Source organism: Pontibacter korlensis (genome assembly GCF_000973725.1).
Lineage (GTDB): Bacteria > Bacteroidota > Bacteroidia > Cytophagales > Hymenobacteraceae > Pontibacter > Pontibacter korlensis.
The window spans coordinates 5032790-5056500 of record NZ_CP009621.1 but is presented as its reverse complement, the minus strand read 5'-3'; the positions used below and the strand labels follow the sequence as shown (position 1 = coordinate 5056500).

Annotated in this window: 26 protein-coding genes and 1 pseudogene; 8 read left to right on the top strand and 19 right to left on the bottom strand. The window is 47.2% G+C overall.

The features are described from left to right. Positions 1-29: 29 nt before the first annotated feature. From trpS to PKOR_RS21625, 6 genes are all read right to left on the bottom strand, one after another. Complete coding sequence (gene trpS / locus PKOR_RS21650) at positions 30-1004, bottom strand: tryptophan--tRNA ligase (protein WP_046313472.1); 975 nt, start codon at positions 1002-1004, stop codon at positions 30-32. A gap of 170 nt (positions 1005-1174) precedes the next feature. Further along, on the bottom strand, positions 1175-2086 hold the full coding sequence (locus PKOR_RS21645) for an EamA family transporter (protein ID WP_046313470.1): 912 nt from the start codon (positions 2084-2086) through the stop codon (positions 1175-1177). Between the two features lie 250 nt (positions 2087-2336). Continuing rightward, a complete protein-coding gene (locus PKOR_RS21640) occupies positions 2337-3134 on the bottom strand; it encodes a queuosine precursor transporter (RefSeq protein ID WP_046313468.1) in 798 nt (265 codons plus the stop codon). Positions 3135-3262: 128 nt separating this feature from the next. Continuing rightward, a complete protein-coding gene (locus tag PKOR_RS21635) occupies positions 3263-4180 on the bottom strand; it encodes a ribonuclease Z (protein ID WP_046313465.1) in 918 nt (305 codons plus the stop codon). Positions 4181-4195: 15 nt separating this feature from the next. Further along, positions 4196-4573 carry an STAS domain-containing protein gene (locus PKOR_RS21630; RefSeq protein WP_046313463.1) on the bottom strand — a complete coding sequence of 126 codons (378 nt, stop codon included), beginning with the start codon at positions 4571-4573 and terminating at the stop codon, positions 4196-4198. A gap of 54 nt (positions 4574-4627) precedes the next feature. After that, complete coding sequence (locus PKOR_RS21625) at positions 4628-5575, bottom strand: phosphoribosylaminoimidazolesuccinocarboxamide synthase (protein ID WP_046314751.1); 948 nt, start codon at positions 5573-5575, stop codon at positions 4628-4630. A gap of 316 nt (positions 5576-5891) precedes the next feature. Here PKOR_RS21625 and PKOR_RS21620 point away from each other — a divergent pair, with 316 nt between their 5' ends. Next, on the top strand, positions 5892-6329 hold the full coding sequence (locus PKOR_RS21620) for a nucleoside deaminase (protein ID WP_046313462.1): 438 nt from the start codon (positions 5892-5894) through the stop codon (positions 6327-6329). A gap of 147 nt (positions 6330-6476) precedes the next feature. On the opposite strand, the gene PKOR_RS21615 is transcribed toward PKOR_RS21620, so the two are convergent. From PKOR_RS21615 to PKOR_RS21605, 3 genes are all read right to left on the bottom strand, one after another. Further along, positions 6477-7526, bottom strand: a complete 1050-nt coding sequence (locus PKOR_RS21615) for a CNNM domain-containing protein (RefSeq protein WP_046313460.1) — start codon at positions 7524-7526, stop codon at positions 6477-6479. 64 nt (positions 7527-7590) lie between these two features. After that, on the bottom strand, positions 7591-7950 hold the full coding sequence (locus tag PKOR_RS21610) for a hypothetical protein (RefSeq protein ID WP_046313458.1): 360 nt from the start codon (positions 7948-7950) through the stop codon (positions 7591-7593). A 76-nt stretch (positions 7951-8026) separates the two neighbouring features. Beyond that, entirely contained in the window at positions 8027-9454 is a 1428-nt protein-coding gene (locus tag PKOR_RS21605; protein ID WP_046313456.1) for an aldehyde dehydrogenase, read from the bottom strand. A gap of 429 nt (positions 9455-9883) precedes the next feature. Here PKOR_RS21605 and PKOR_RS21600 point away from each other — a divergent pair, with 429 nt between their 5' ends. Both PKOR_RS21600 and PKOR_RS21595 read left to right on the top strand, forming a co-directional pair. Then, on the top strand, positions 9884-10729 hold the full coding sequence (locus PKOR_RS21600) for a hydroxymethylglutaryl-CoA lyase (RefSeq protein WP_046313454.1): 846 nt from the start codon (positions 9884-9886) through the stop codon (positions 10727-10729). A 3-nt stretch (positions 10730-10732) separates the two neighbouring features. Further along, a complete protein-coding gene (locus PKOR_RS21595; protein WP_046313452.1) occupies positions 10733-11473 on the top strand; it encodes a (Fe-S)-binding protein in 741 nt (246 codons plus the stop codon). 82 nt (positions 11474-11555) lie between these two features. Here the strand turns inward: PKOR_RS21595 and PKOR_RS21590 are convergent, their stop codons facing one another. From PKOR_RS21590 to PKOR_RS21565, 6 genes and pseudogenes are all read right to left on the bottom strand, one after another. Next, positions 11556-12233 (bottom strand): outer membrane beta-barrel protein, encoded by a 678-nt coding sequence (locus tag PKOR_RS21590; RefSeq protein WP_046313450.1) that lies wholly within the window; start codon positions 12231-12233, stop codon positions 11556-11558. Between the two features lie 148 nt (positions 12234-12381). Further along, the gene (locus PKOR_RS21585) at positions 12382-13002 is read right to left on the bottom strand and encodes an outer membrane beta-barrel protein (protein WP_046313448.1); all 621 of its coding nucleotides are present in this window, start codon (positions 13000-13002) and stop codon (positions 12382-12384) included. 120 nt (positions 13003-13122) lie between these two features. Then, positions 13123-14334 carry an IS110 family RNA-guided transposase gene (locus PKOR_RS21580; RefSeq protein ID WP_052738884.1) on the bottom strand — a complete coding sequence of 404 codons (1212 nt, stop codon included), beginning with the start codon at positions 14332-14334 and terminating at the stop codon, positions 13123-13125. A gap of 328 nt (positions 14335-14662) precedes the next feature. Beyond that, positions 14663-15622 (bottom strand): annotated as a pseudogene (locus tag PKOR_RS21575) (RNA-guided endonuclease InsQ/TnpB family protein); the annotation flags it as partial. Between the two features lie 48 nt (positions 15623-15670). Further along, positions 15671-16027: an IS200/IS605 family transposase gene (gene tnpA / locus PKOR_RS21570; RefSeq protein ID WP_046313446.1), complete on the bottom strand. Its 357-nt coding sequence runs from the start codon at positions 16025-16027 to the stop codon at positions 15671-15673. Then, positions 16012-16254, bottom strand: coding sequence for a hypothetical protein (locus tag PKOR_RS21565; RefSeq protein ID WP_046313444.1), 243 nt, complete (start codon positions 16252-16254; stop codon positions 16012-16014). The genes tnpA and PKOR_RS21565 overlap by 16 nt, the downstream gene beginning before the upstream one ends. A gap of 532 nt (positions 16255-16786) precedes the next feature. On the opposite strand from PKOR_RS21565, the gene PKOR_RS21560 reads away from it, so the two are divergent. Together PKOR_RS21560 and PKOR_RS21555 are read left to right on the top strand one after the other, a co-directional pair. Then, complete coding sequence (locus PKOR_RS21560) at positions 16787-17653, top strand: TIGR02587 family membrane protein (protein WP_046313442.1); 867 nt, start codon at positions 16787-16789, stop codon at positions 17651-17653. Between the two features lie 8 nt (positions 17654-17661). Next, the gene (locus PKOR_RS21555) at positions 17662-18078 is read left to right on the top strand and encodes a hypothetical protein (RefSeq protein ID WP_046313441.1); all 417 of its coding nucleotides are present in this window, start codon (positions 17662-17664) and stop codon (positions 18076-18078) included. 107 nt (positions 18079-18185) lie between these two features. On the opposite strand, the gene PKOR_RS21550 is transcribed toward PKOR_RS21555, so the two are convergent. The 3 genes from PKOR_RS21550 to PKOR_RS21540 form a co-directional block, all read right to left on the bottom strand. Further along, positions 18186-18509 (bottom strand): 2Fe-2S iron-sulfur cluster-binding protein, encoded by a 324-nt coding sequence (locus tag PKOR_RS21550; RefSeq protein WP_046313439.1) that lies wholly within the window; start codon positions 18507-18509, stop codon positions 18186-18188. Then, positions 18509-19522 carry an NAD(P)/FAD-dependent oxidoreductase gene (locus PKOR_RS21545; protein WP_046313437.1) on the bottom strand — a complete coding sequence of 338 codons (1014 nt, stop codon included), beginning with the start codon at positions 19520-19522 and terminating at the stop codon, positions 18509-18511. The genes PKOR_RS21550 and PKOR_RS21545 overlap by 1 nt, the downstream gene beginning before the upstream one ends. Positions 19523-19636: 114 nt before the next feature. Next, positions 19637-20374: a DUF72 domain-containing protein gene (locus PKOR_RS21540; RefSeq protein ID WP_046313436.1), complete on the bottom strand. Its 738-nt coding sequence runs from the start codon at positions 20372-20374 to the stop codon at positions 19637-19639. A 292-nt stretch (positions 20375-20666) separates the two neighbouring features. Here PKOR_RS21540 and PKOR_RS21535 point away from each other — a divergent pair, with 292 nt between their 5' ends. The 3 genes from PKOR_RS21535 (at position 20667) to PKOR_RS21525 (ending at position 23155) form a co-directional block, all read left to right on the top strand. Next, positions 20667-21248, top strand: coding sequence for a hypothetical protein (locus PKOR_RS21535; RefSeq protein WP_046313434.1), 582 nt, complete (start codon positions 20667-20669; stop codon positions 21246-21248). A gap of 146 nt (positions 21249-21394) precedes the next feature. Further along, positions 21395-22165: a hypothetical protein gene (locus tag PKOR_RS21530; protein WP_046313433.1), complete on the top strand. Its 771-nt coding sequence runs from the start codon at positions 21395-21397 to the stop codon at positions 22163-22165. Positions 22166-22291: 126 nt separating this feature from the next. Beyond that, entirely contained in the window at positions 22292-23155 is an 864-nt protein-coding gene (locus tag PKOR_RS21525; protein WP_046313430.1) for a pirin family protein, read from the top strand. Between the two features lie 4 nt (positions 23156-23159). On the opposite strand, the gene PKOR_RS21520 is transcribed toward PKOR_RS21525, so the two are convergent. Continuing rightward, positions 23160-23561 carry a hypothetical protein gene (locus PKOR_RS21520; RefSeq protein WP_046313429.1) on the bottom strand — a complete coding sequence of 134 codons (402 nt, stop codon included), beginning with the start codon at positions 23559-23561 and terminating at the stop codon, positions 23160-23162. Between the last annotated feature and the right edge of the window lie 150 nt (positions 23562-23711).

The following is a 23711-nucleotide window of genomic DNA, read 5'->3' as shown; positions in this document are numbered from 1 at the left end:
CCCCTTTTCGTTCTTCTTAGTGACTTGCTTTAGTAGCCTAATTTCTGGCGTACGCGCTCCAGAACTGGTGTTGCGATAGCCTTAGCTTTTTCAGCGCCTGCCAGCAACTTCTTATCGAGCTCCGGTAGGTTGCTCATGTAGTAGTTGAATACTTCGCGCTCCTTAGCATATTTCTTTATGATGAGCTCATACAGGGCTTGCTTTGCATGACCGTAGCCGTAGCCACCAGCCAGGTAGTTCTGGCGCATAGCCTCTACTTCTTCAGGTGATGCCAACAGACTGTACAGCTTAAAGGTTGTATCCTCGTCCGGGTTCTTGGGCTCTTCCAGTGCTGTGCTATCCGTTACGATGCTCATGATGGTTTTGCGCAGCGGTTTGTCAGCCTCAAAGATATCAATGATGTTGCCGTAAGACTTGCTCATCTTCTCACCGTTGATGCCTGGTACGGTCATCACGGTCTCGTCAGTCTTTGCCTCTGGCAGCACAAACGTTTCGCCAAAGGTATGGTTGAACGAGCTGGCAATATCTCTGGTGATTTCCAGGTGCTGTATCTGATCTTTGCCTACAGGAACAAAATTGGCGTCGTACATCAGAATGTCAGCTGCCATTAGCACTGGATAAGTAAATAAACCAGCATTTACATCAGAAAGGCCACGGCGCGACGACTTGTCTTTGAACGAGTGCGCGTTGGCCAGCATTGGGAACGGTGTAAAGCAGTTCAGGTACCAAGTCAACTCTGTTACCATCGGAACATCCGACTGGCGGTAGAAAATATGTTTGTCAGTATCGAAACCAAAGGCAAGCCAGGCAGCCGCTACTGAGTAAGTGTTGTGTCGCAGCGCTTCGGCATCACGAATGGTTGTGAGCGAGTGCATGTCAGCGATAAAATACAGGGCCTCCTGGTCAGAGGTTTCGGAAAACTTGATAGCTGGAATAATGGCGCCGAGCAGGTTGCCCAGGTGCGGTCTGCCAGTAGCCTGAATTCCGGTAAGGTAACGTGCCATAGGTTAGGGTGTTTATTTTTTGCTTTGCAAATTAAGCGAAATTGACCGAAAGCAGGAAGGTGAAATTACGCTATATGCCATTAGATAGTACACTATCTAAAAAAGGGAGGGTTAAACGATTGCCCATTGCAATGCCTAACCCTCTTATTAATCAACCAATGATATCTTTTTTAAGCTGCAATAGTCGTTGCTCTGCGTTTTTTCTGCCTTACCGAGTTTATATTGGAAAGTATGATTGCCAGGAGGATTAGAGCAACGCCAGCCCACTGCACAGCCCACACCTCCTCGTGCAGTACCAGGTTCGACATCAGTACGGCTACAGGTAACTCTGCAGCACTTAGAATGGCGCTCAGGCCTAACCCTGTTTTAGGTATACCATAGGCATAAAATAGCGGTGGAATTACTGTTCCAAACAAGGCTAAAACCAAGCCCCACTTGAACAGGCCATCAAAGAGGGCACCATTTATCAGGAAAACCGGTGGAAATAGGCTTAGTACCAGCACACAGGCTCCAGTGAGTATAAGCGCACTTTTGGTAGTAGGATGCATGTTATTGCCAGCGGCTCCGTTTATCATCAAAAAGAAAGTGTAGCACAAGGCAGCCAACAGCCCGAAACCTATACCTGCTAAATCAAAATCAGGAATTTTTTCTGAGAAAAGGCGGCCAGCCATAGCTGTACCTAATAGCACGAGTGCCACCATGATGACCTGCGAAAGGCTCGGCAACTTGCGCTTTATGATGGAATCCAGCAACAAGCTTATCCAGGTAAACTGCATCAGCAGCAGGATAGCGATGGATGCCGGAACGGTCTGTACGCACTTATAATAGAAGATACTGACAAGGCCGGTACTAGTGCCCATGGCAACTAGCTTGATCTTTTCCCTGAACGACGTGCTGTTGCTTTTGCTGCCAAGCAGCGCACGCAACAGCACGATGGTCCAAAGAATAATCAACCCAAAAAAGACCTGGGTGCCCGTTACCTCACCCAAATCAAAACCTTCTTTATAGGCTAGCTTAACAAAAGTAGAAAGTACCCCAAAACTACACGCGCCAAAAAATACCATGGCGACACCTCTGAACATAATTGTCCCTCCAGTCTAAAAATAAATCAACAAAAAATAGCATAGGAGGGGCCGAAGCAGCCCCAAAAGAGAATGGGGAGCTGTTACAGGTCGTGCAGCTCGTAGCCTGTGATGAAAATCTGTGTATGTGCTAAATGTGCAGGCATTTCATATTTTGCAAGACTGCAAAGTTAGGATAGGAGAAAGTATAAAACCAAATAAAATTTCTTTCAAGACTGTAAAGTATTGAAAATGATACTGAATAATTGTGCTAATGCTCGCTTTTAGTAGCAGCTTCTTCTATAAGCCTTTCTGCTTGCCGCTCCCCTAGGTAGCTGTCAATAAGGTAGTGTGCTACATAAAGCAACGGGGTGAGAAGAATGGCTATACAGAACTTGTAAATGTAGTTGATCACGGCCACAGATAACACCTGGGTCATAGACCAGTTTCCAAAGACAAAGAAGGCGATAAAAAGCACTACAAAAGAGTCTATGAGTTGCGAGACAAGGGTAGAGCCTGTGGCACGAAGCCAGATTTTTTTACTGCCTGTAAAGCGGCGAAGCCAATGGAACACGGTAGCATCCAGAAACTGGGAGAGCAGGAAAGCAGCAACAGAGCCAAGTATGATTCCTAGACCTTGGCGGTACACACTGTTGTAGGCATAATTTATATCGAAGGGTTTGCCCTGGGCATCCGTGCTGTTAACATCCAGCCAGAATTGTGCAGGTGGCAAGCCTGTAACTGCTGTGATTACCAGAAAAGCATAAAGTATCAGTACTACAGTTAGTATGCTTATTTTCTTAACACCTGCTTTTCCAAAGTATTCATTTATGATGTCTGTGGTGATGAAAACAATCGGCCAGATGATGACACCGGCAGTCAGGTTAAAATCAAGCTTTTCGCCACCTAAAGGTATCTGAGCCCCTGGCAGGCCCAATAAGGCTTCTCCCGAAAATATTTTTACACCTATAAGCTCAGCCAGTAGCGCATTGGAGATAAAGATGCCACTGAGTACCAGAAAAAGGGTCGTGCGCTTTTGCTGCTGTAAAGCTGTGGCTGGATTTTCCATAATTCAGGGCAGGGTTTTAGGTGTTGTATTATCTGGATTGGTGATCGGACATGAAATATAACAATTCGCTTGCTCTGCCCGAAATATTCTGAGACAAACAGCCAGCGGTCAATAAGGTTTAATGAACCTTACTCCCTAACGCAGAAAATGCTGCCTTCTATAGCGAGATCTGTTTTTGTAAACACCTCCTGAGCCTCCTGCAATAGGGGGCTTAAGTCTTTGTAGCGCACTGAAAAGTGCCCGATTAGCAAATGGCGCACCTGAGCGGCGGCTGCAAGTTCAGCAGCTTGGCGGGCAGTGCTGTGAAAGGTATAATCAGCGCGTTCACGAAGGTCGTCGGTAAAGGTGGCCTCGTGGTACAGCAGGTCTACTTGGCGCAGGTAGGGCAGCAGGTCTGGCTTATACCGGCTATCGGCACAGTAAGCATAGCTGCGGCTGCGTTTGGGTTCCAGTGTAACGTCGCTATTCCGTAAAATAATGTTGCCAGCCTCGTCTTTGATGTCTTCGCCCCACTTCAGGCGCACCAGCTGTGGGGGGCGCAAAAAGTCCGGCAGTTTCTCTTTAATAAGGGGGCGGGGCTTTTGCTTTTCCCGGAACAAAAAGCCACAGCAAGGAACACGGTGCTCCATGGGTATGGTATGCACCGTGATGCCTTTATCCTCAAAAATCTTTTTGTAGCAAGTTGTATCCAGCTCGTGAAACACAAGCTTAAAGTTGAGGTTGGTACCAGAGTACTTAAACTGGAGGCTAAGAATTTCGGAGAGGCCGGGAGGGCCAAAAAGATGGAGAGGTGTTTGGCGGCCCTGCAGGTGCATAGTGGAGATCAAGCCTGCCAAGCCAAAGTAATGGTCACCATGTAAGTGACTGATGTAGATATTACAAATGCGCTGATGCTTTATCTTGTAAAGCATCAGCTGCATTTGTGTTCCTTCACCGCAATCAACCAGGTGGTACTGATTGCCAATGGTTAAAACCTGGGCGGTATGGTGTCTGTTTGCCGATGGTGTGGCCGACGAACTACCCAATATCCTGAGTTCGAAATCCACAGGCGGCGGTTGTGCTTAGTCTTCCTTGTTAGTCAGGTCCTGCTCAATTTCGTGCAGGAAAACACGATCTATTGCCTCTTCTACAGTAGGCAGAATGTTTAGTACCGACTCCAGCTTAGAAATCGAGATCAGCTTCATCACGTGGTCTTGCAAACCAGTCAGGATCAGGAGACCGTTTGATGAGTTGCAAAGGCGGTTAGCGATAAGGATTGAGCTAAGTCCAGAAGAGTCTGTATATTTTACTTCGTTCAGGTCAAGAATCAGGTTGTTGATCCCTTCGGCATTCAATTTCACGAACTCAGACTTCAGGTCTGGTGCGATTGAAGTATCCAACTTCTTCTCATCTATCGTGATAATCGTGTAGTTTTCTTTCTTATCTATCGTGTACTTCATAGTCTACCAGTAAAGGATTTAAATGCGAATGTACCAAAATCTACTTTAACAAACTTAATTTTTGGTAGTAAAAATATTGTCATCAATGTGCTGCTCAATGCGTTCCAGCACTGAAACGTAATCCTCTTTTATAAATTTCTGACCTGTAAATACCTCATACAGCTCAATATAGCGTTCCGAGATACTTCTCACAACTTCGTCGGTCATTTCAGGCACCAGCTGTCCTTCTTTACCCTGGAAGCCGTTCTCAATTAACCACTGTCGCACAAATTCTTTGGAAAGCTGGCGTTGTGGCTCACCTTGTTGCTGGCGCTCGGCATAGCCCTCAGAATAGAAGTAGCGTGAGGAGTCTGGTGTGTGAATCTCGTCGATGAGGAAAATCTGGTCCTTATACTTGCCAAACTCATACTTGGTATCCACCAGTATCAGTCCGCGTTGCTTGGCCAACTTTGTACCACGCTCAAAAAGGGCTCGCGTATAATGCTCTAATTTAAGATAATCTTGCTCAGACACAAGGCCTTTCGCTAAAATATCTTCTCTCGAGATGTCTTCGTCGTGTCCTTCATCAGCTTTGGTAGTAGGGGTGATGATTGGCTCAGGCAGTTTATCATTCTCGCGCAGGCCCTCCGGGAGGGCTACTCCGCAGAGTATACGCTTGCCAGCTTTGTACTCGCGCCAGGCATGGCCAGCCAGATAACCACGTATTACCATCTCTACTTTAAATGGCTCGCAACGGTAGCCAATGGTAACATTCGGGTCTGGTGTGCTGATTACCCAGTTAGGTACAGTGTCGGAAGTAGCTTGCAGGTTGATGCTAGCAATTTGGTTTAGCACCTGGCCTTTGTAAGGTATGGCGCGCGGCAATACCACATCGAAGGCTGAGATGCGATCGGTGGCGACAATGGCTATTCTATCCTCAAAATAGTAAACATCGCGTACTTTGCCCCTATAAAAACCGGTTTGTCCGGCAAAGGAGAAATGAGTTTCTTTAATGGCCTCCATCAAGTAAGTATCGTTATAGGCAAGCAAAGTTAACCATATTTTAGAGGGCAGGAAAAAAATATAAAACTTGTTAAAAACACTAAACAAGGCCAAAAAATATAGCCTACAAAAGATATTGAAGTATACTAAGGCAAATGCTTTAAGTTTTATACTATAGAGGCTATAGTTTGCATCTTTATTAGAATATACAAATTTTATTTTCACGGCTGTATTGCCTCAGGCTCTGGTATAGCTTATCTTGTATAGTAAGGCTCTGGTATTGAACCCACAGGCCACGAAAGCAAGTACTATAGACCTAAAACTAACACATAAACTTATGGATCAGTATTTACAGGCAGCACTGGAAGAAGCAAAAACAGGGTACGAAGAAGGCGGCATACCAATTGGCTCTGTGCTGGTGCACAAGGATAAGATTCTTGGCCGTGGGCATAACAAGAGAGTGCAGGAAGGAAGCGTGGTGCTTCACGGAGAGATGGACGCACTGGAAAACGCTGGCCGGCAGCCCGCAACGGTTTACCGCGAGTGTGTGCTTTATACAACCCTTTCGCCATGCCCTATGTGCTCAGGCACCATTTTACTATATGGCATACCTAAAGTTGTCATAGGTGAGAACCGTACTTTTATGGGAGAGGAAGAGCTTCTTCGCTCAAGAGGGGTAGAGGTTGAGGTGGTTGATAGCCAGGAATGCGTGGAACTAATGCAGAGGTTTATACAGGAAAAGCCTACCCTGTGGAATGAGGATATTGGGGTTTAAGTTCATAAAGTATACTTTATAGTGGGTTGGGCTATACTTTATAGGCTATTGCTAGCTCTGTACTGTTTAATCTTACTTCATCTATGGGACTATACAAATCAAAGCATTAAGAACTGCTAGTAAAGCACCTGCCGTGGTAGTTACTGATTACTCTGGTGTATAGCCTAAACGGCGGGCTCGCTTTTCCCAGTTTTGGCGTGCCCACTTCTGCAGGTCGGCCACCTGGTCCAACTCGTCCAAAATTTCCATACCCAGCAGTGTCTCTATTATGTCCTCCATACTGATTAGGCCTGCGGTGCCACCGTACTCGTCTACTACCAGCGCAATTTGATCCTGTTGCTCTAGCAGCCTGTTAAAAAGTGTAGGTATAGGCATGTGCTCGGGCACTACCTGTATCTTCCGCATGACAGACTTAAGAGGTAAGTGACCTTGGTTGTTGATGATCTTATAAAGTACCTCCTCTTTAAGTATGAAGCCTTGTACATCGTCTAGGTTGGTGGAATAAATAGGGATGCGGGAAAAGCGCAGATCCGGAAAATCGCGGAAGAAGTCTGCCATAGTCATGTCTTCCTGAGCGCTTACAATCACAGTTCGGGGCGTCATGATGTGGCGCACCAGAATGCTGTTGAACCGCAGGATGTTCTGAATAATCTGCGACTCCCCCTTTTTGAATATACCCTCCTTGATTCCCATTTCTGCCATAGCTGTAAAGTCTGCACGGCTCAGGACACTACGCCCTTTTTCTGTTTTAAGTCTCTTCGTAATAAACTGGGAGAGGATAATGATAGGATACATAGGGGAGTAGATCAACACCTTAAGCGTACGTACAGTAAATGGCGTAAGCTGCTTCCAATAGTTTGCACCAAGGGTTTTAGGAATGATCTCCGTAAATATAAGTATCACTACCGTCAGCACCACAGATACAACGGTAAGGTACTCATCCCCCCAAATTAGCTGTGCCTGTGCACCCACTCCGGCAGCGCCAATGGTGTGGGCAAAGGTGTTGAGGGTAAGAATAGCTGCCAGAGGCCTGTCGATGTTATCTTTAAATTGCTTTAGGTCTTCGCCAAGTGAAGGGCTTTCCTTATTTACTATGCTAACATGGGAAGGTGTGATGCTAAGTAAAGATGCCTCAAGCAGAGAGCACAAAAAGGAGAAAAATAGGGCAATGGCTAAGTATAGAAGGAGTAAACCCATTAACAGTTACTGGTTTTAGAGCTAAGTTAGTGATATGTTTTAATGTGTTGCTATTTTTTTTTAATTAATGAACTACCCGCAGCACAGGCTCAGGCAAGGGCTGGTGTGTCTCATGATCAATAGTAAAATAACCGACCATGCTGGGGCCATAGCCCAGGTTCACCTCGATAAACTTGTTTTTCTCAGGCAGCATTAGCACAACCTCCTGGCGCAATTCGTTCAGGCGCAGAAGCATCTTATTTAGCTGCTCCAGGTCTTCATCTGACGCTTTTTCCTCGCTTATTTGTGCCAGAGGTTTTCCTTTTTGTTTGGTGAGAATATCCACTTCTAGCTTCCTGATGTCTTTCTCCAGGTTTAGATACTCTTTTACCTTCTCCTCGAGGGGCACAAGTGACTCATCCAAATACTCAATGAGGTTTTCCATGGTTCAGCGTACATATGATCTCACCACTTTCTGAAACGTTTAGAGACACCGGTAGGTTAGGAAATGAGTGGCAAGGCTATAGCCATCTAAAGAGCTTGCGCAGCATAGGCAGTTTATCGCCATACGGGGGGTAGCGCATGGGCAGGTCTACCCACGTGCCGCGGTGAAGTACGCTTTTCTGTTGCGAAAACAGGTCAAAGCTGCTCTGGCCGTGGTAGCTTCCCATACCGCTTTGCCCTACTCCTCCGAAGGGCAGGTTTGGGTTAACCAGATGCGATATGGTATCATTGATGCAGCCTCCTCCGAAGTATGTATGCTTTAGCACCAGGTCCTGCTTCTGAGAGTTTGAAGAGAAAAAGTACAAGGCTAGCGGTTTTTCATGCTGTCGCACCATGTGTATGGCTTCCTCCAGGCTGCCTACGGTAAGTACTGGAAGTATAGGGCCAAAGATCTCCTCCTGCATAACAGAGTGTTGCCACGTTACCTGGTCCAGTATGGTTGGTGCAATATAGCGCTGGGTAAGATCGGTCGTTCCTCCGGCTCGTATTACACCGTCTTTTAAATAACCAGACAAGCGCTTAAAGTGCCTCTCATTTACAATTCGGGCATAATCTGGGCTTTGCATGGGGTCCTCCCCATAAAAACTCTCGATATAGTGACTGAGCAGCTGAATTAACTCTTCCTTGACCTGCTCATGAACGAGCAGGTAGTCTGGCGCCACACAAGTCTGGCCTGCATTCAGGAATTTACCCCAGGCAATGCGTCGGGCAGCAAGGCTTAAGTCAGCATCCTCAGCAACGATGGCAGGGCTTTTCCCGCCAAGCTCCAGTGTTACCGGGGTAAGGTGCTCTGCTGCAGCCTTCATTACAATTTTACCAACCTGCGTACTCCCAGTAAAAAAGATGTAGTCGAAGCGCTGTTTCAGCAGATGCTGTGTGGTTTCCACGCCTCCCTGTACTGTAGCTATATAGGCATCGTTGAAATGCTCCTGTATCATTTTAGCCACCACCGCTGAGGTAGTGGGGGTAAGTTCTGAGGGCTTTACAATGGCACAGTTACCGGCTGCCATAGCACCTATAAGCGGGTTAAGGAGTAACTGAAAAGGGTAGTTCCAGGGACCAATGATCAAGGCGACACCGTACGGGTCAAAGTGAATGTAGCTGCGGGAGGGAAAGTTTAGAAGAGTCTCTTTAACACGTTGTGGTTTGGTCCACTTGATGAGGTTTTTTAGAGTTAGCTTCAGCTCCAGCTCCACAAAACCTACCTCAGTAGCATAGGCCTCTGTCTGTGGTTTATGAAAGTCGGTGTACATGGCATCCAGAAGCTCTTGCTCATGCTGCTCTATGGCGTGCTGCAGCCTTTTTAGCTGCTCTTTGCGAAAGTGGATATCCAATGTATAGCCACGATGAAAGAAGTTTCGTTGCTTTGCCAGCAGTTCCCCAATCCTTTGTTCTGCTGTCTCAGTAACTGCGGGCGCTGTCGGTGTAGTAGAGGTGCTAGGCATAGCTATAAGGTTTAAGGGAACGATGCTTAACCTGAACAGCCTGAGCAGCCGAGCGAGCGCCTGAAGTTCAGTATAATATATACGAAGAAAATCTATATTACGATTTTGCTGAGAGCTAAGGTTAGTGAAAAACCATATACAGCCTGTAGAATAAGTTTTTAAGAAAGGGGCCTGAAAGAATATAACCCGCTGCTGCCTTCATCGGTTAATTGGCCAGGTAAAATGACCAGGAAGAAGTTGTTGCTGCTTTACAGTTTCCCTTGTTTGGCTAAGCCAGAAAGTATACCAGCACGGCGTGTACTGTTGCTTCGGATGCTGAGTTTTATACTTTGTGTGCTGAGATCTTGTTGATTTAGGAATATCAAAACAGCTTTTTTTACTTACAGTATAACTGTACCTTTAGACTGCCCATCACTTTAGAAGTACACTATGAAAATAATAGAGTGCCCTCGCGATGCGATGCAGGGAATGAAAGCGTTCATACCAACTCAAGTCAAGGTAAAGTATATAAATCAGCTTCTTAAGGTTGGTTTTGACACAATAGACTTTGGAAGTTTTGTATCGCCGAAGGCCATACCGCAGATGCGCGATACTGCAGAGGTGCTTGAGAAGCTAGAGCTGGAGCAAACTGCCTCAAAGCTACTTGCCATCATTGCAAACACCCGGGGTGCAGAAGATGCCGCGCAGCATAAGCCGATAGAGTATCTGGGCTTTCCCTTGTCGGTGTCAGAGACCTTTCAGCAACGCAATACTAATAAAAGCATAGCCGAGGCTATGCAGCAGCTGGAGGAAATACAGAACATCTGCTTAAAGCATAACAAAACGCTTGTAACTTATATATCGATGGGCTTTGGCAACCCGTACGGCGACCCATGGGATGTAGAGACAGTAATTAAATTTGTGCACGAGCTGGATAAGCTGCAGGTTAAGATCGTTTCATTATCAGACACCATCGGGGTAGCCACGCCTGAAAACATCACCTACCTGTTTAGCCACCTGATTCCTGCTTTCGAGCATATAGAGTTTGGAGCCCACTTACATACAACACCGCTTACCTGGGAGGAGAAAGTGAAAGCAGCTTACCAGGCTGGTTGCCGCCGCTTTGATGGGGCATTGCGTGGTTATGGAGGCTGCCCAATGGCCAAGGACGAGCTGGTGGGGAATATGCCTACCGAAAATTTGGTAAGCTTCTTCGAAAATAATGGCTTAAATTTGAACCTCAACAAAGCCGCCCTGCAGACCGCAATGGCTGAGTCAGGTGCTGTGTTTTTATAGTTTATGGCAAGTAGAACAATAGTAGATATTTTTGTGCCGTGCTTTGTGGACCAGCTGTTCCCCGACACGGCCATGAACATGGTAAAGGTGCTGGAGAAGGTGGGTTGCGAGGTACGCTACAATCCTAACCAGACCTGTTGCGGGCAACCTGCCTTTAACGCTGGCTTCTTCAACGAGGCACGCGAAGTAGCCGATAAATTTCTGGACGACTTTTCTAACGAGACCTCCCATTATATTGTGGCTCCATCGGCCTCTTGTGTGGGCATGGTGCGTAATGCTTACCAGGACATCTTCGTGAAGTCGTCGAAGCTGGTAAAGTACAGGGCTATGCAGAAGAAGGTGTACGAGCTGACTGAGTTTCTGACCGACGTTATGGGTATTACGCGTATTGACGGAGCCTCATTAGCGGGAAGATATACTTACCACGATTCTTGCAGCGCCCTGCGTGAGTGTGGTATCAAGGAGGGGCCACGCGCTTTGCTTGGCAACGTGCGGGGGCTTGAGTTAGTGGAGATGGAAGACAGCGAGACATGCTGCGGTTTCGGCGGTACATTTGCCGTGAAATTTGAGGCTATATCTACTGCTATGGCTGAGCAGAAGGTAGACAATGCCATTGCCACTGGCGCTGATTACATCGTATCAACCGATAGTAGCTGTCTGATGCACCTGGAGGCCTATATCAAAAAGCAGAACAAGCCAATCAAGACCATGCACATTGCCGATGTACTGGCCAGTGGCTGGTAAGTATCAATCATACTTAGGAAATACAAAAAAGGCCTGCGCAAGTATAGTTTGCGCAGGCCTTTTTTGTAGCTGTTATACTTGCTTAGCGGCTGATGAAGTAGCCCAAGCCAAAGGAAAGGGTGCTGCCACTCAGGTTAAGGCCAAAATCTGAGGAGGTTGATTTGTAGTCTTCAAAATATGCTAACTCGGATGTTGAGGTGCTGCGCGTATAACCTAGGTTTCCGAAGCCTGCGCTTAAACCTATTTCGGGGGTCGGGAAGAACGTTATTCCAGGTTTTACACCTATACCAAAGCCTGTGGACGTATTGCTTGATCTTGAACTACCATTGTCGTAATCTGAATGGGAGTCGTGTTCAGTTGAAATATAGTTTATATAAGCCTGACCTGTGAATACTATTTTTTCTGAAACAGAGAAGTACTTCCTTAGGTATGGCCCTATTGCAAAGCAACGGTCTGAGGTCTCTCTAGAAGAAAGTAATTCACGACTGCCATCTGGCATTATTGAGTAAAAATTAGACTCACCACTTGATGAAGTGTAATCTGTAGAAATGCCGGCTTCCAAGCCATCTCTCAGCATGTAACCGATGCTGGGAGCTATAGTAAAGGATTTGTTACCAGCCTTATCCGTGTCAGCATCGCTTTTATGCGTAATGTTCTGGTAGCCTAGGGAGCCGGAGGCCACAATGGTGCCCTGTGATGTTTGAGCAAAAGCAGCGGAACTAAAACATGCAAATACAGCAGCAAAGAATAATTTCTTCATGTTTGTCTTCTTTAGGAATTTAAGATTTTATACTTGGGAAAAAGTACCAGATCATCTGTGAGGGATAGTTTGTTTAAAAACATTCCAACTTCATCGCCTGGAGAAGCAGATCGTAGGAGTACAGGATAAAAAGCAAATGATGTTTGTGTTAGCGGTTGATATAATAGCTCAAGCTGAAATAAAGCGCATCCTCAAAACTTACTATAAAACCGGAGAGTGTTTTTATAGGAGTACCACCCGCTTCCATTTTCTTTGACGTCTGCTCGTATCTTAACCCTCCAAGGCTGGCGCTTACACCAAGTTTTTCAGAGGGGAAATAAGTTATTCCCGGGGCTAGCGCTGCATGGAAGAAAGTGCTTGGCAGCTTAGAGTCAGCGTTAAACTGTCTTTTGTGGATGCTCAGTGCAGCAGAGAACTGTCCGGTGAGAGCAAATTGCTCAGAAAGCATGAAGTACTTTTTTAGATAAGGGCTAATACTGAAGGCCTTCGATCTTTCTTTTGTTTCGTTACTATCTCCTTCCCGGTTAAAGTTTTTGTTCGTTGTTGTTGAGTGGGAGTAGCCTAAAGCAGCACCAAGCTCGAAGTTGTTACCAAGCATAAAGCCAACACTTGGTCCTATCCTGAACGCAGTTCCACTGGCTTGATGGCTGAGGGTATCGCTCTCTGTAGTTTCCGACTTAAATGTATTTAGTGAAAGTCCTCCTGATACAACAACGGTTCCCTGTGATGTCTGAGCTAAGGAGGCTGTACCTAAAAGGCTGATTGACATTCCCACCGCTAAAGCAGGTGGGATTCTTGGGCTACCTCGCTACTGCGACTGTATATCTCCCAAGGTACTGTCTTCAAAGTCAAGGATTTTGGTTGCATTTTTCTTATTTGTTTCTTATCTTCACTCTACCTGAAAGAGAGCTCCCGGGCCGACTGGTACTGGAAGTTCATCTTGCGTAGCCCTGGCCTGAGCTGGGGCTATTTCTTTTTCTGCTGTTTCTGGCTGCGTTTCCTGCGTTATTGCGTCTTTGTCAGCTGCGCTGACACCTGAAAGAGAGGCTCCGGCCTCCTGGATTTGGATGTTATTTTTGGGTTCCGCTGGCTGCTGCCCATAACGTGGATCATAGGCTTCATTCTTGCGCCACAGCGTCCAGAGCAGCACCAGCAGCTTGCGCTGTACGGCCACATAGGCCTGCATCTTGGTCTTGCCCCTTTTCACGAGCCGTTCGTAGAGAGCCACAAACCGGGGCTCCTGGAAGCGCACCGCGCTCAGGGCCGGCATGTGCATGGCCCGCCGGATGTGGGCATTGCCCTTCTTAGAGATACGGGTTCTGCCCGCGCGCAGGCCCGACTGGTGCTCCACCACGTCATAGCCGGCGTAGCTGACCAGCTGCCCCTGCCGCTCGAAGGTGGCAAAGCCGTTGGTCTCAGCCAGCAGCACGGCCACCGTCTTGAGGCCCACGCCTTTGATGGAGAGCATCTTGTCTACCCGCTCGGCCAGCAGCGGGTCCTGGTAGAGCAGCTCCCCAATAGCCTCTTCCAGCTCCTGGAGGCTGTTTTCGAGCACTCGGACCATCTTTTGAAGGTTTCGCTCCACCTGTTTGACCACCAGCGCACCATGGTGCAGGGCATGGAGCTGGTTAAGGCACACGGTGCGCTGATTGGTAAACTCCTCCAGCTGGCGGGTAAGCAGCCGCAGCTGGTAGATGTTGGGCGAGAGGGGCTGCCAGAGCTCCAGGAGCTGTTCCAGGCCCATTTGGGCCAGGCCTCTGGCGTCGATCTTGTCGTTCTTGCTCCTGTGGCCCAGGGCCTGCAGGTAGCGCTTGGCCTTGGTGGGCAATACGACCGAGACCTGGTAGCCCTGCTGGAAGAGAAACCAGGCCAGCTGCTCGTAGTACACGCCGGTGGCTTCCATCAGCAGGCGCAGCTCTACTTGTGCTGCGCGCTTGCTCTCCAGCCAGCGCTGCAGCTGTTTAAACCCAGCTGGGGTGTTGGCAAACTTGCGGGTGGCTTTTACCTTCACCCGCCGGTCCATCTCCAGGGTGGAGAAGGTCACCTCCAGGGAGTCTTTGCTCACATCAACTCCCACATTCTGGCAGAGTAAATTTTTCATAGCGGAAAGGGACTAAAATGGACAAAAGGTTCATCTTCCGGGCCTACGCTCACATCTGATACGAGGTCGTGCCTGCGGATGGGGCAGCCTCTAGGTACTGTGCTGGCTTTCAAGATGAAGAGAAAGGGAAGGGGTTCCTTGGGAGCGACATCTTAAAAGTGTCTAGCTGTCACACTTGTTCCTTCCCTTTCTCTTAGCTTACGGATAAGAGCCTGGTGAAATTGCACTTATCGGTATACTGCCAAAGATATGAGCTGAAACGGTCTGCCCGACCGCCTTATTTCTTATATTACTAGCTGCGTTCACATCCCTGTCCAGGACGTGTCCGTTAGCTCTGGGTCCAATACCTGTCTGATAGTTTCAGGTCGGTGTTGCGCCAACCACAAACCGAACAATCCTGAGAAGTATGGTTTGGGGCTACCTTCACAAGCTCCCGGCCATACCACTTGGACTTGTAGGCTAACATCTGCACAAACTGATACCACCCAGCATCGCTGATGCTTTTGGCAAGTTTATGGTTCTTGAGCATATGCTGCACTTGCAGGTTCTCAACAACAATCGCTTGGCTCTCACGAATGAGTTGAGTAGTCAGCTTGTGGAGGAAGTCCTTGCGGGTGTTCCTGACTTTCAGGTGCAGCCTGGCTAGCTTTGCGACAGCCTTGCGCCTGTTACTACTACCTTTCTTTTTTCTTGAAACTGAACGCTGGGCTTTCCGCAACTGGTATTGGTAGCGGAACAGGTGCTTGGGATTATCCACTACCTGACCGTCTGACGTTACAACGAAGGACTTGACACCAACATCCAAACCTACCACGCTATCGGTTGGTGGGAGTGGTGTTATATCCACCTGGCAGCACAGTGTCACATACCATCCATCGGCTTCCTTGACAATGCTTGCTGTCTTGATAGTACCAAGCACAGGCTGTGTCTTACGGTATTTGACTTTCCCGATTTTTGGTAGTTGTACCGTACAGGTGTTCTCATGTAGTTTCACACCTTGCTTGAAGGTGAATGAACGATACTGGCCTCGCTTGGCGAACCTGGGGAATCCCTTGCCTTGCTTGAAAAAACCATCGTAGGATTTGAACAATCTATCTGTCACCTCCTGTAAAGTTTGTGAGTGTACGCACCCGATCCATTCCACGTCCCTGGCGATAGCAGAAAGCTCTTTCTGCATCTGGTTCTTCGATACGGAGATTTGATAGTTGGTCCAGAGGTGTTTCTTGTAGGCCAGACAGAGGTTATAGACATACCTGCACGAACCGAGCCACTGAGCGAGGAGCCTGTGCCTGCGCCCTGGTGGGTTTGAGTTTGAAACGGTATGTCTTGATCTGGTTCACTGGTTCTTCTGGTCCTCTATGTACTTTTTCACTGTTGTTTCTGAAATATGTCCCACCGACTCAGCGTAGTAGCTTCGTGTCCACAGGGTAGGTAGCTTGCTTTTGAGTTCGGGGAACTCGCCGCGTAGCTTGAACGATGTGTACCCTTTCAGTTGTGCCACGATAAATTGCGGTGCATCGGCTGGTGAGGCTTTGACCAGCAGGTGAACGTGGTCTGGCATCACTTCCATTTTCTCGATAGTTAATCCCAGCTCACCAGCTTTCTCCATCAGCAGTTCTTTCAGGCGAAGTTCTATAGCACCTGTCAGCACCTTTCGTCTGAACTTCGGACACCATATCAGATGGTAGCCGATGTTGTAGACTCCAGGTGGATGAAGTTTTCCAGCGTTTCGGTTTGACTTCTTTCATCATATAAATATAAGAAGAAAGGTATAAGAGTGTCAACAGTATACGTATTTTCCTTTTTCACCACATCGAGTGGTTCAAAAAGGAAAACCAAATTCATCCCTTGGCTAAAGCCCCTAGTGCGAGGGCTTTCTTTGGCATTTACTCGTAACGCAGCGGCGAGAAGTTTTTTCATGTTTGTTTTCGGAGGGGTAAGATTAAGTGTCAGATAAATATATTAAATATTTTCTATGTTAAGATATTGATGGTTAGCCGTTGACTCATAGGTTGTTGAACTCTTTCGGGTGTGTGTAGTGCTTCTGCTGCTAGGAGGCGTCTTAACTAGTTAATGCTAAGGTTCAGAGCTGGTGTGCTTCAGCTCTTTTATTTGTGCGAGTAATGCTTCTACCATTTAAGTTCTAATGAAGTTTTTTGCATTAATATTTGTCGGTGTGACAGAAGTCTGAAGGTGAATTCAACTGCATGAGGAGTTGTCTTATATTTAGGTATTGCCTGAAAACAAGGAAGTTGGCAGATGTTAGTTGAGCATTTGAAAGATAGGCTTTACCAGTTTTAATTGGTTATAACGTGCGCCAGACGAACATATCCTTCGCCTTCAGAGGATCAAGTTTCGCTAAATGTGGCAGAGATGCGTTTGGCTATAGAGATATTGCTATTTATACTTTACTGGTACGCACCCGTATAAATCCTGCAACAAATATGGTACAATGTTTAACAATGGAATTAAGCACGACCGCCCGCTTAACCTGTCGCTAAAGGAATATGCACGAGGAATAACAGGAGGGTTGCTCTTCAGTTTTCCGCTGCTATATACTATGGAAGTATGGTGGGCTGGTTTTTCAGCTACGCCCCTGCAACTACTCATATTGGTAGTGGTAACTTACATTCTGCTGCTTGGCTACAACCGGTATGCGGGTATGCGGCCCAATGTAGAGTGGCGTAGCGTTATGGTCGATTCCGTAGAGGAGCTGGGTATTGGTATGGTGCTGTCTACAGTGGTGCTTCTTATACTTAACCGTATCCAGATGCAGGGTATGAGCCTGGACGAGATCATGGGAAAAGTTATTATCGAAGCTATGGCTGTTTCTATAGGTGTATCGATAGGTACGGCACAACTAGGTACACGCGAGGAAAACGATGAGGAGGTACATGGTAAAAAAGAACTGGAAGAAGAGAAGGAGCCTCCGCAGGTAGGAATGATTATCCTGAGTTTCTGTGGAGCCATCTTGATAGGTGGCAACGTATCGCCAACAGAGGAAGTAATGATGATAGCCGTTGAGGCTACACCTCTACACATTCTGCTGATGGCATTGTCATCAATACTGCTAAGTGTAGTAGTAGTATACTTCAGTGATTTTAAAGGAACCGGCAAGCATCGATCTAATAACTTCCTTTTTCACCTGACCCTTGATACCTGTGTTAGCTATTTAGTGGCTCTGGCTGCTTCGGCGGCAGCTCTTTGGTTTTTTGGCAAGTTCGAAAGCGTTAGCTTCTGGACGTCAGTATCCCAAATCATAGTACTAGGTGTACTGTCGTCGCTTGGAGCCTCAGCGGGTCGGCTTTTGATTAAGTAACATACAGCATGGAGAAAGATAAAAACCAAAGAAACGGCAGAAATGAGGATGTAAAGAACTGGCTTGAATGGACCGTGTTTTGTGTTAGCTTATTGCTGCTGTTGGCGATTGTAGGCTATTTAAGCTATCAAGTTTACACTCATAAGGAGTCTCCGCCAGATATTTATGTGGAAGCATGGCCGTCGCCCTCACCAAACTCCCCACACAGGTACCATGTGTTGGTGCAGAATAAGGGCGGAACTACTGCCGAGGAAGTAAAAGTGGAGGTAATCCTGCGCAGGGACAATCAATCTGTAGAGGCATCGGAGCTTCAGATAACATTCTCACCCACGCTATCCAAGCGGGAAGGGTGGGTTACATTTGTTAATGATCCGGCAAAAGCCGATACGGTTGTCACAAGGGTGGTGAGCTATAAAAAGCCCTAATCTTATTTGTAGAAGTTGGCTGCAGGGCCATTAGCAGCGAATCACTTTTGTAGGTAAAAAGAAGGGATGCGGTATTTTTCGCATCCCTTCTTTTTATAATTATAATCTTAAGCTTCTGGCATAATTCGCACTACCAGCCCATCCAGTTCGGGATTCACCCGAAGCTGGCAGGACAGCCGACTGCTGTCGGTGGCATGAGGCAATGTCTCCAGCATGTAAGCTTCGTCATCGTTCATCTCGGGTAGCGGGCCGCTTTCCAGCACCTCTACATGGCAGGTGGCGCAAATGGCCATCCCTCCACATACTGCCTGCACCGGAAACTCATTAGCTTTCAGCACCTCCATCACTGAAAGGTTCATATCCAGCGGGGCCTCCAGTTCTATACGTTCGCCGCTTTCCTGCTCTACATATATGTTTATGGCGTCTTTCATTATTGTAGTTCCTGAATACCGTTAACGGTCGTATATTTCAAAACAAACTTCTTATCCGGGTAAACTATGTTGTACGCACTCTGTGCCATCAGGGCAGCCTCATGGAAACCACAGAGTATAAGCTTCAACTTGCCTGGGTAAGTATTGATATCACCTATGGCATAAACACCAGGTACATTGGTCGAGTAAGCCTCCGTGTCAACTACAATGGCGTTTTTATCCAGCTCCAGTCCCCAGTTTTCGATTGGCCCAAGCTTTGGCACCAGGCCGAACAATGGTATAAAGTAGTCTGTTTCGATTCTGTGCGGTGTCGTATTATCTACCATCACGGTAACTGCTTCCAGTTCGTTCTCGCCATGCACCTCAGATACGTTCGACTTCAGTATAAGCTTAATCTGTCCTTCCTCTGCCATGCTCAGCACTTTTGCCGCAGATTCTGGAGCACCACGGAAGGTTGTGCCACGGTGCACTAGTGTAAGTTCTTTGCAGAGGCCAGCCAGGTAAATGGCCCAGTCTAGGGCAGAGTCGCCACCACCGGCTAGTACCACGCGCTTGTCACGGAAGTGCTCCGGGTCGCGCACCATATACTCAACGCCATGCTTCTCAAACTTCTCCAGGTTTTCGATGGCAGGCTTGCGTGGCTCAAAAGATCCAAGGCCTCCGGCAATAACTACTACCTTACAGGCTATCTCAGTGCCATCTACTGTTCGTACTATAAAGGAGCCATCTTCTAGTTTCTCCAGGTCCTCTACCCGTTCGCCAAGCGTAAAGGTAGGGTGGAAGGGGGCAATCTGCTGCTCCAGGTTCTTGATCAGATCTCCGGCTAATACTTCCGGAAAGCCAGGTATATCGTATATAGGTTTTTTAGGGTATATCTCAGATAGCTGACCACCTACGGCAGGCAGCGCGTCTACTACGTGGCAACGCATCTTAAGCAGGCCAGCCTCGAATACGGCAAACAAACCTACCGGGCCTGCGCCCACAATGCATAAATCCGTCGTTATTTTGCTCATTGTTTTGCTAGGGTTTCGATTTATATATTAGTGTAAAAGTAGCCACCCAAGTGGCGGCTCCCATAAAATATGCTGTTTATTTTCGGATGTAAATGTGCAATTTTCGCACCATAGTCATGGTTGATTTTGCGCCAGAATCTCCTGAAGGCGAAGCGCATTGAAGGCAGCGTAACCGAGCTGGTCGTTATCAAAGTACACGTATACCTCCAGGCTTTGCCTTTGCCACTGCCTGCACTGTTCTGCCCACCACTGCAATGCACTCTCTGAATAGGAGCCAGCATACTTACCTTCAGGACCATGTAGGCGTACATATACAAAATCCGCAGTGATATGTAGCGGCGAAACATGTCCATCCAGTTCATAAATGCAAAAAGCAGCATTATGTTTTCGAAGTAGGCCTAAAATTTCATCGTTGTACCAACTCGGGTGCCTGAACTCGAAAGTATACTTGTAATAGGGAGGGAGCAACGACATAAAGTCGCTAAGCCTGCCGGGGTTAGACTTCCAACCAGGGGGCAGTTGAAACAGCACCGGTCCCAGTTTGTGCTCTAGGCCATCTGCATTTCCAAAGAAGCGACTCAGCCCTTCTTGCGGGTCCAGCAGCTTTTTCATGTGGGTGATGTAGCGGCTTGCTTTTACAGAGAAGATAAAATCATCGGGTACAGCCTGTCGCCAGCTGGCAAATGTTTCTGCTGAGGGTAGCTTGTAAAAGGAGTTGTTTACCTCTACAGTTTTAAAGAAGCGGGTATAATAACTGGTGAACTCCTGTTGCCGCATCCCCTGTGGGTAAAAAGTGCCCATCCAATGTTTATAATGCCATCCAGAGGTGCCTACGTGTATTTGATGCTCCATTTGCCACTGCTGTTTTTGAGGAGGTATACCTTAGCAGCAGTGCAATTGTTTACCAGGCATATAGGTGTACCCAGGGCCGGAACAATATATTTGGGGCAGAAAGCTATCAGAATGCTTGGTTGAAGTATCCTAAACCATACGTAAAAAATGAATATATGGAAATTATTTTTAACATATAAAGATTAAATAATACTGAAGTAAGGGTTAAAGTCTGAATTTTACGAGTAAAAAGTAAAACCACCAACAAAACCGGCCGTTTAAAGAGGAAAGAAAAACCTTAAATACGCTTATCATGAACTCAGACTACCTAAACGACCGCAACTCTTTCGGACAGCACGATACGGGCAAGGAGCCGAATTACGAAAAAAGTAATAACAGGTGGAGCAGCCATTTTGCCCGCGACAATGCCAGTATGCGCGGCAACGACTATTATGGCACACAAGGCTACACCAACGATTACAGCCGTGGAAATTTTAGCACCTCCACATATGGTGGCAGCTCCCGCGGCAGTCACAAAAAAGGCAATCGCTATAATGATGACAGCACCCAATCAGGAGGTTCAGAAGTAACTTACGCTGAGTTTCCTGATTACAGCAACAGGCCTACTTACGGCTCCTATGCCGGTAGCGCGGCCTATACAAATTTTATAAACCACAACTATGGCTATGCACATACAAGCCAGGATGTTAGCGGCATGGACAAGAGCATCGGCAACTTCGGAAATACAGGGTATGGCTCAACGAGCTATAATAACCGCGACGAAGACAGGTTGCACAGCGTAACCGGCAACAAAACAGGTCGATCGGGTGGCCGCACCAGGTATAGATCAGGGAACCAAGGCCTTTATGGCGAAAACGATGGTCGCCGCCGATAGTCGAATCAAGTTCATGTACTTAAATAAAAAAGAGGCCCGCCGAAAGGTGGGCCTTTTGCTTTGTGGCTATTCCTGGTATAAAACCACTGCCTCTTTCCTGCGTTTACAGTTAAACAGTAACTATGTAAAACAAACAAACTTGAATCATGAGTAACGAAAGAGATAATAGATATTACCACGAAGGCTTAGGCGCTGACGGCAACAGACGGAATTTTGACAGAGATACCCGGGACGGAGACTTTGGCAGGGAGCATCAGGATCGTTACCGCCACGGCAATAATCCGCATGACTTCCGTAACCGGCGTGACTTTGATGCAAACCGCTTCGAAAACTATCCTCGCCGCGACCATGACATGGAGGACAATTACTATGAGAACACCCGACGCGATAGCCATAGTCTCAGCAATATACGGCAGGGGTACGGCTTTTCTAGCTTCGATGATTCTTCGGACCCAGGTAACGACATGGAGAACATGAGAAGAGAGCGAGGCGCATTGCAAGATCAGGGCTATGGCTCCGGAAGGTTAAGTGGCTATAGTGGCTCTGGCTTTGGAGGAGCCAATTACAGTTCTCATGGTGACTTTGGCGGTTCGCCACAATATGGTTCCATGAGTGGCGACAGAGGTAATATTAACACATATGTGTCTTCATCAGGGTATGGAGGAGGTCACAGCAATGCCTCTATGCACCCAGACCAAAGCACCCACTCGGATAGAGGAGAGCCTAATTACATGGGGCCTAACCGTAATCCTCGTGAGCAAGAAGGTTTCAGCGGCAGAAGCAGGGGCAATAGCAACTCCGACAGAGAGCGAGGAGGTGGCTATGGTTCTGGTTTCTACAGCCCGGACAACAGCGGCCTAAGGAAGGGCAACCGCACTGACAGAGGGGGTTATATCAACCAGGATCCAAACTGCTAAAAATAGCTTCAACACAAAAGCACCTACCATACTGGCAGGTGCTTTTGTGTTATAAGGTCATTGATCGTCCCGTGGCAAAACATCTGTCCATCAGGTTGGTTTTATAGGAAAGAAATCAAAGGGGATATGAAAAACAGAACAGTATCCAATTTACTTTATGCCGAAACAGTGGATATGGGAGGTATACCTTTGCGCCAGCCTTTCCCGACCCGCCAGGTAGACCAGATTGATCCTTTTTTACTGCTGCACCATCACGTTACAGAAATGCCAGAGGGCGTTGTGCCTCACCGCACAGGTGTAGATCCGCACCCGCATAGAGGCTTTTCCCCGGTTACCTATGTGTATAAAGGGGGGGTGCACCACCGTGACTCCAGGGGTAATAACAGCGTGGTGTATGAAGGTGGTACCCAATGGATGAATGCAGGAAGAGGCATAATACACAGTGAACGTCCTCCTAAAGATATCATGGAGCGAGGTGGAGTACAGGAAATTATACAGCTTTGGGTAAATATGCCTGCTTCCCGTAAAATGGATCAGCCAGAGTATATTCCTTTGAGAGCGGAGGATACTCCAACTATAACAGCAGAGGGCTTGCAGGTACAGGTGGTTGCCGGTGAACTAGGTGGTGTAAAAGGGCCGGTAAAATCGCCTACGCCAGTTCTGGCATTACGCCTGCATTTGCAGGCTGGCGCAAAGTATAGTGTGCCTGTGCCTCCAGACTATAATGCTTTTTTGTACCTGTTGGATGGTGCTTTACAAGTATCAGGTTTTGGATTGGTGGAGGGGCTGCACCAGGTAGTGTTTAACAGAGATGGAGAAGGTGTTACAGTTACAGCCAAAGAAGATACGCGTGCTTTGCTAATGGCAGGCAAACCTTTAGAGGAGCCGGTGGTGGCACAGGGGCCTTTTGTAATGAATAACCAGACTGAGATCATGCAGGCCATGCGCGATTACCAAATGGGTAAATTGGGTATACTGATCGAAGATTAATTTACTAGTCCATCCGAAGCCAGCCTAATGCTGTTTCCTCAGAAGTAAACTGTTCCATGTAGCCTTCCAGGCTATAGCTTTCCTGGGCTTTGCTCATCATGTTTTCAAACGAAATGTAGCTAAACACATCCGGGTTTACCACACGTGCTACTCTGCGTAGGCTGCTTTCAACCAGTAGGGGGATGATCTCTTTCAATATCCACCGCTGGTCCTCAAAAGTCACGTGAGCCAATTGGCGAGAATCTGAAAGCCAAAGCCTGATGTGTTGCTCCCGAATCAATTGCCTGATAACGTTTAACCCTTCTCTGTACTCCTGGCTGTTCACGCTGCGTAGCCAGGCTGTACGCAGAAGATTCTCCTCATGTATCACATCTACAACGAGATAGTTGGGAATATTTGGTGCCATAGGTTTGAGATAAGCTGCAAAAATATAAAAAGCTACCTATATAACATAGTATGCATGTTTTGGAAGAGGAAATAAGAATAGCCTGCTTGCTGATACTCCTTTCTGCCTGCGTGTGGCGTAAAACGATAATTGTTGAAGTTTATTTCGAGG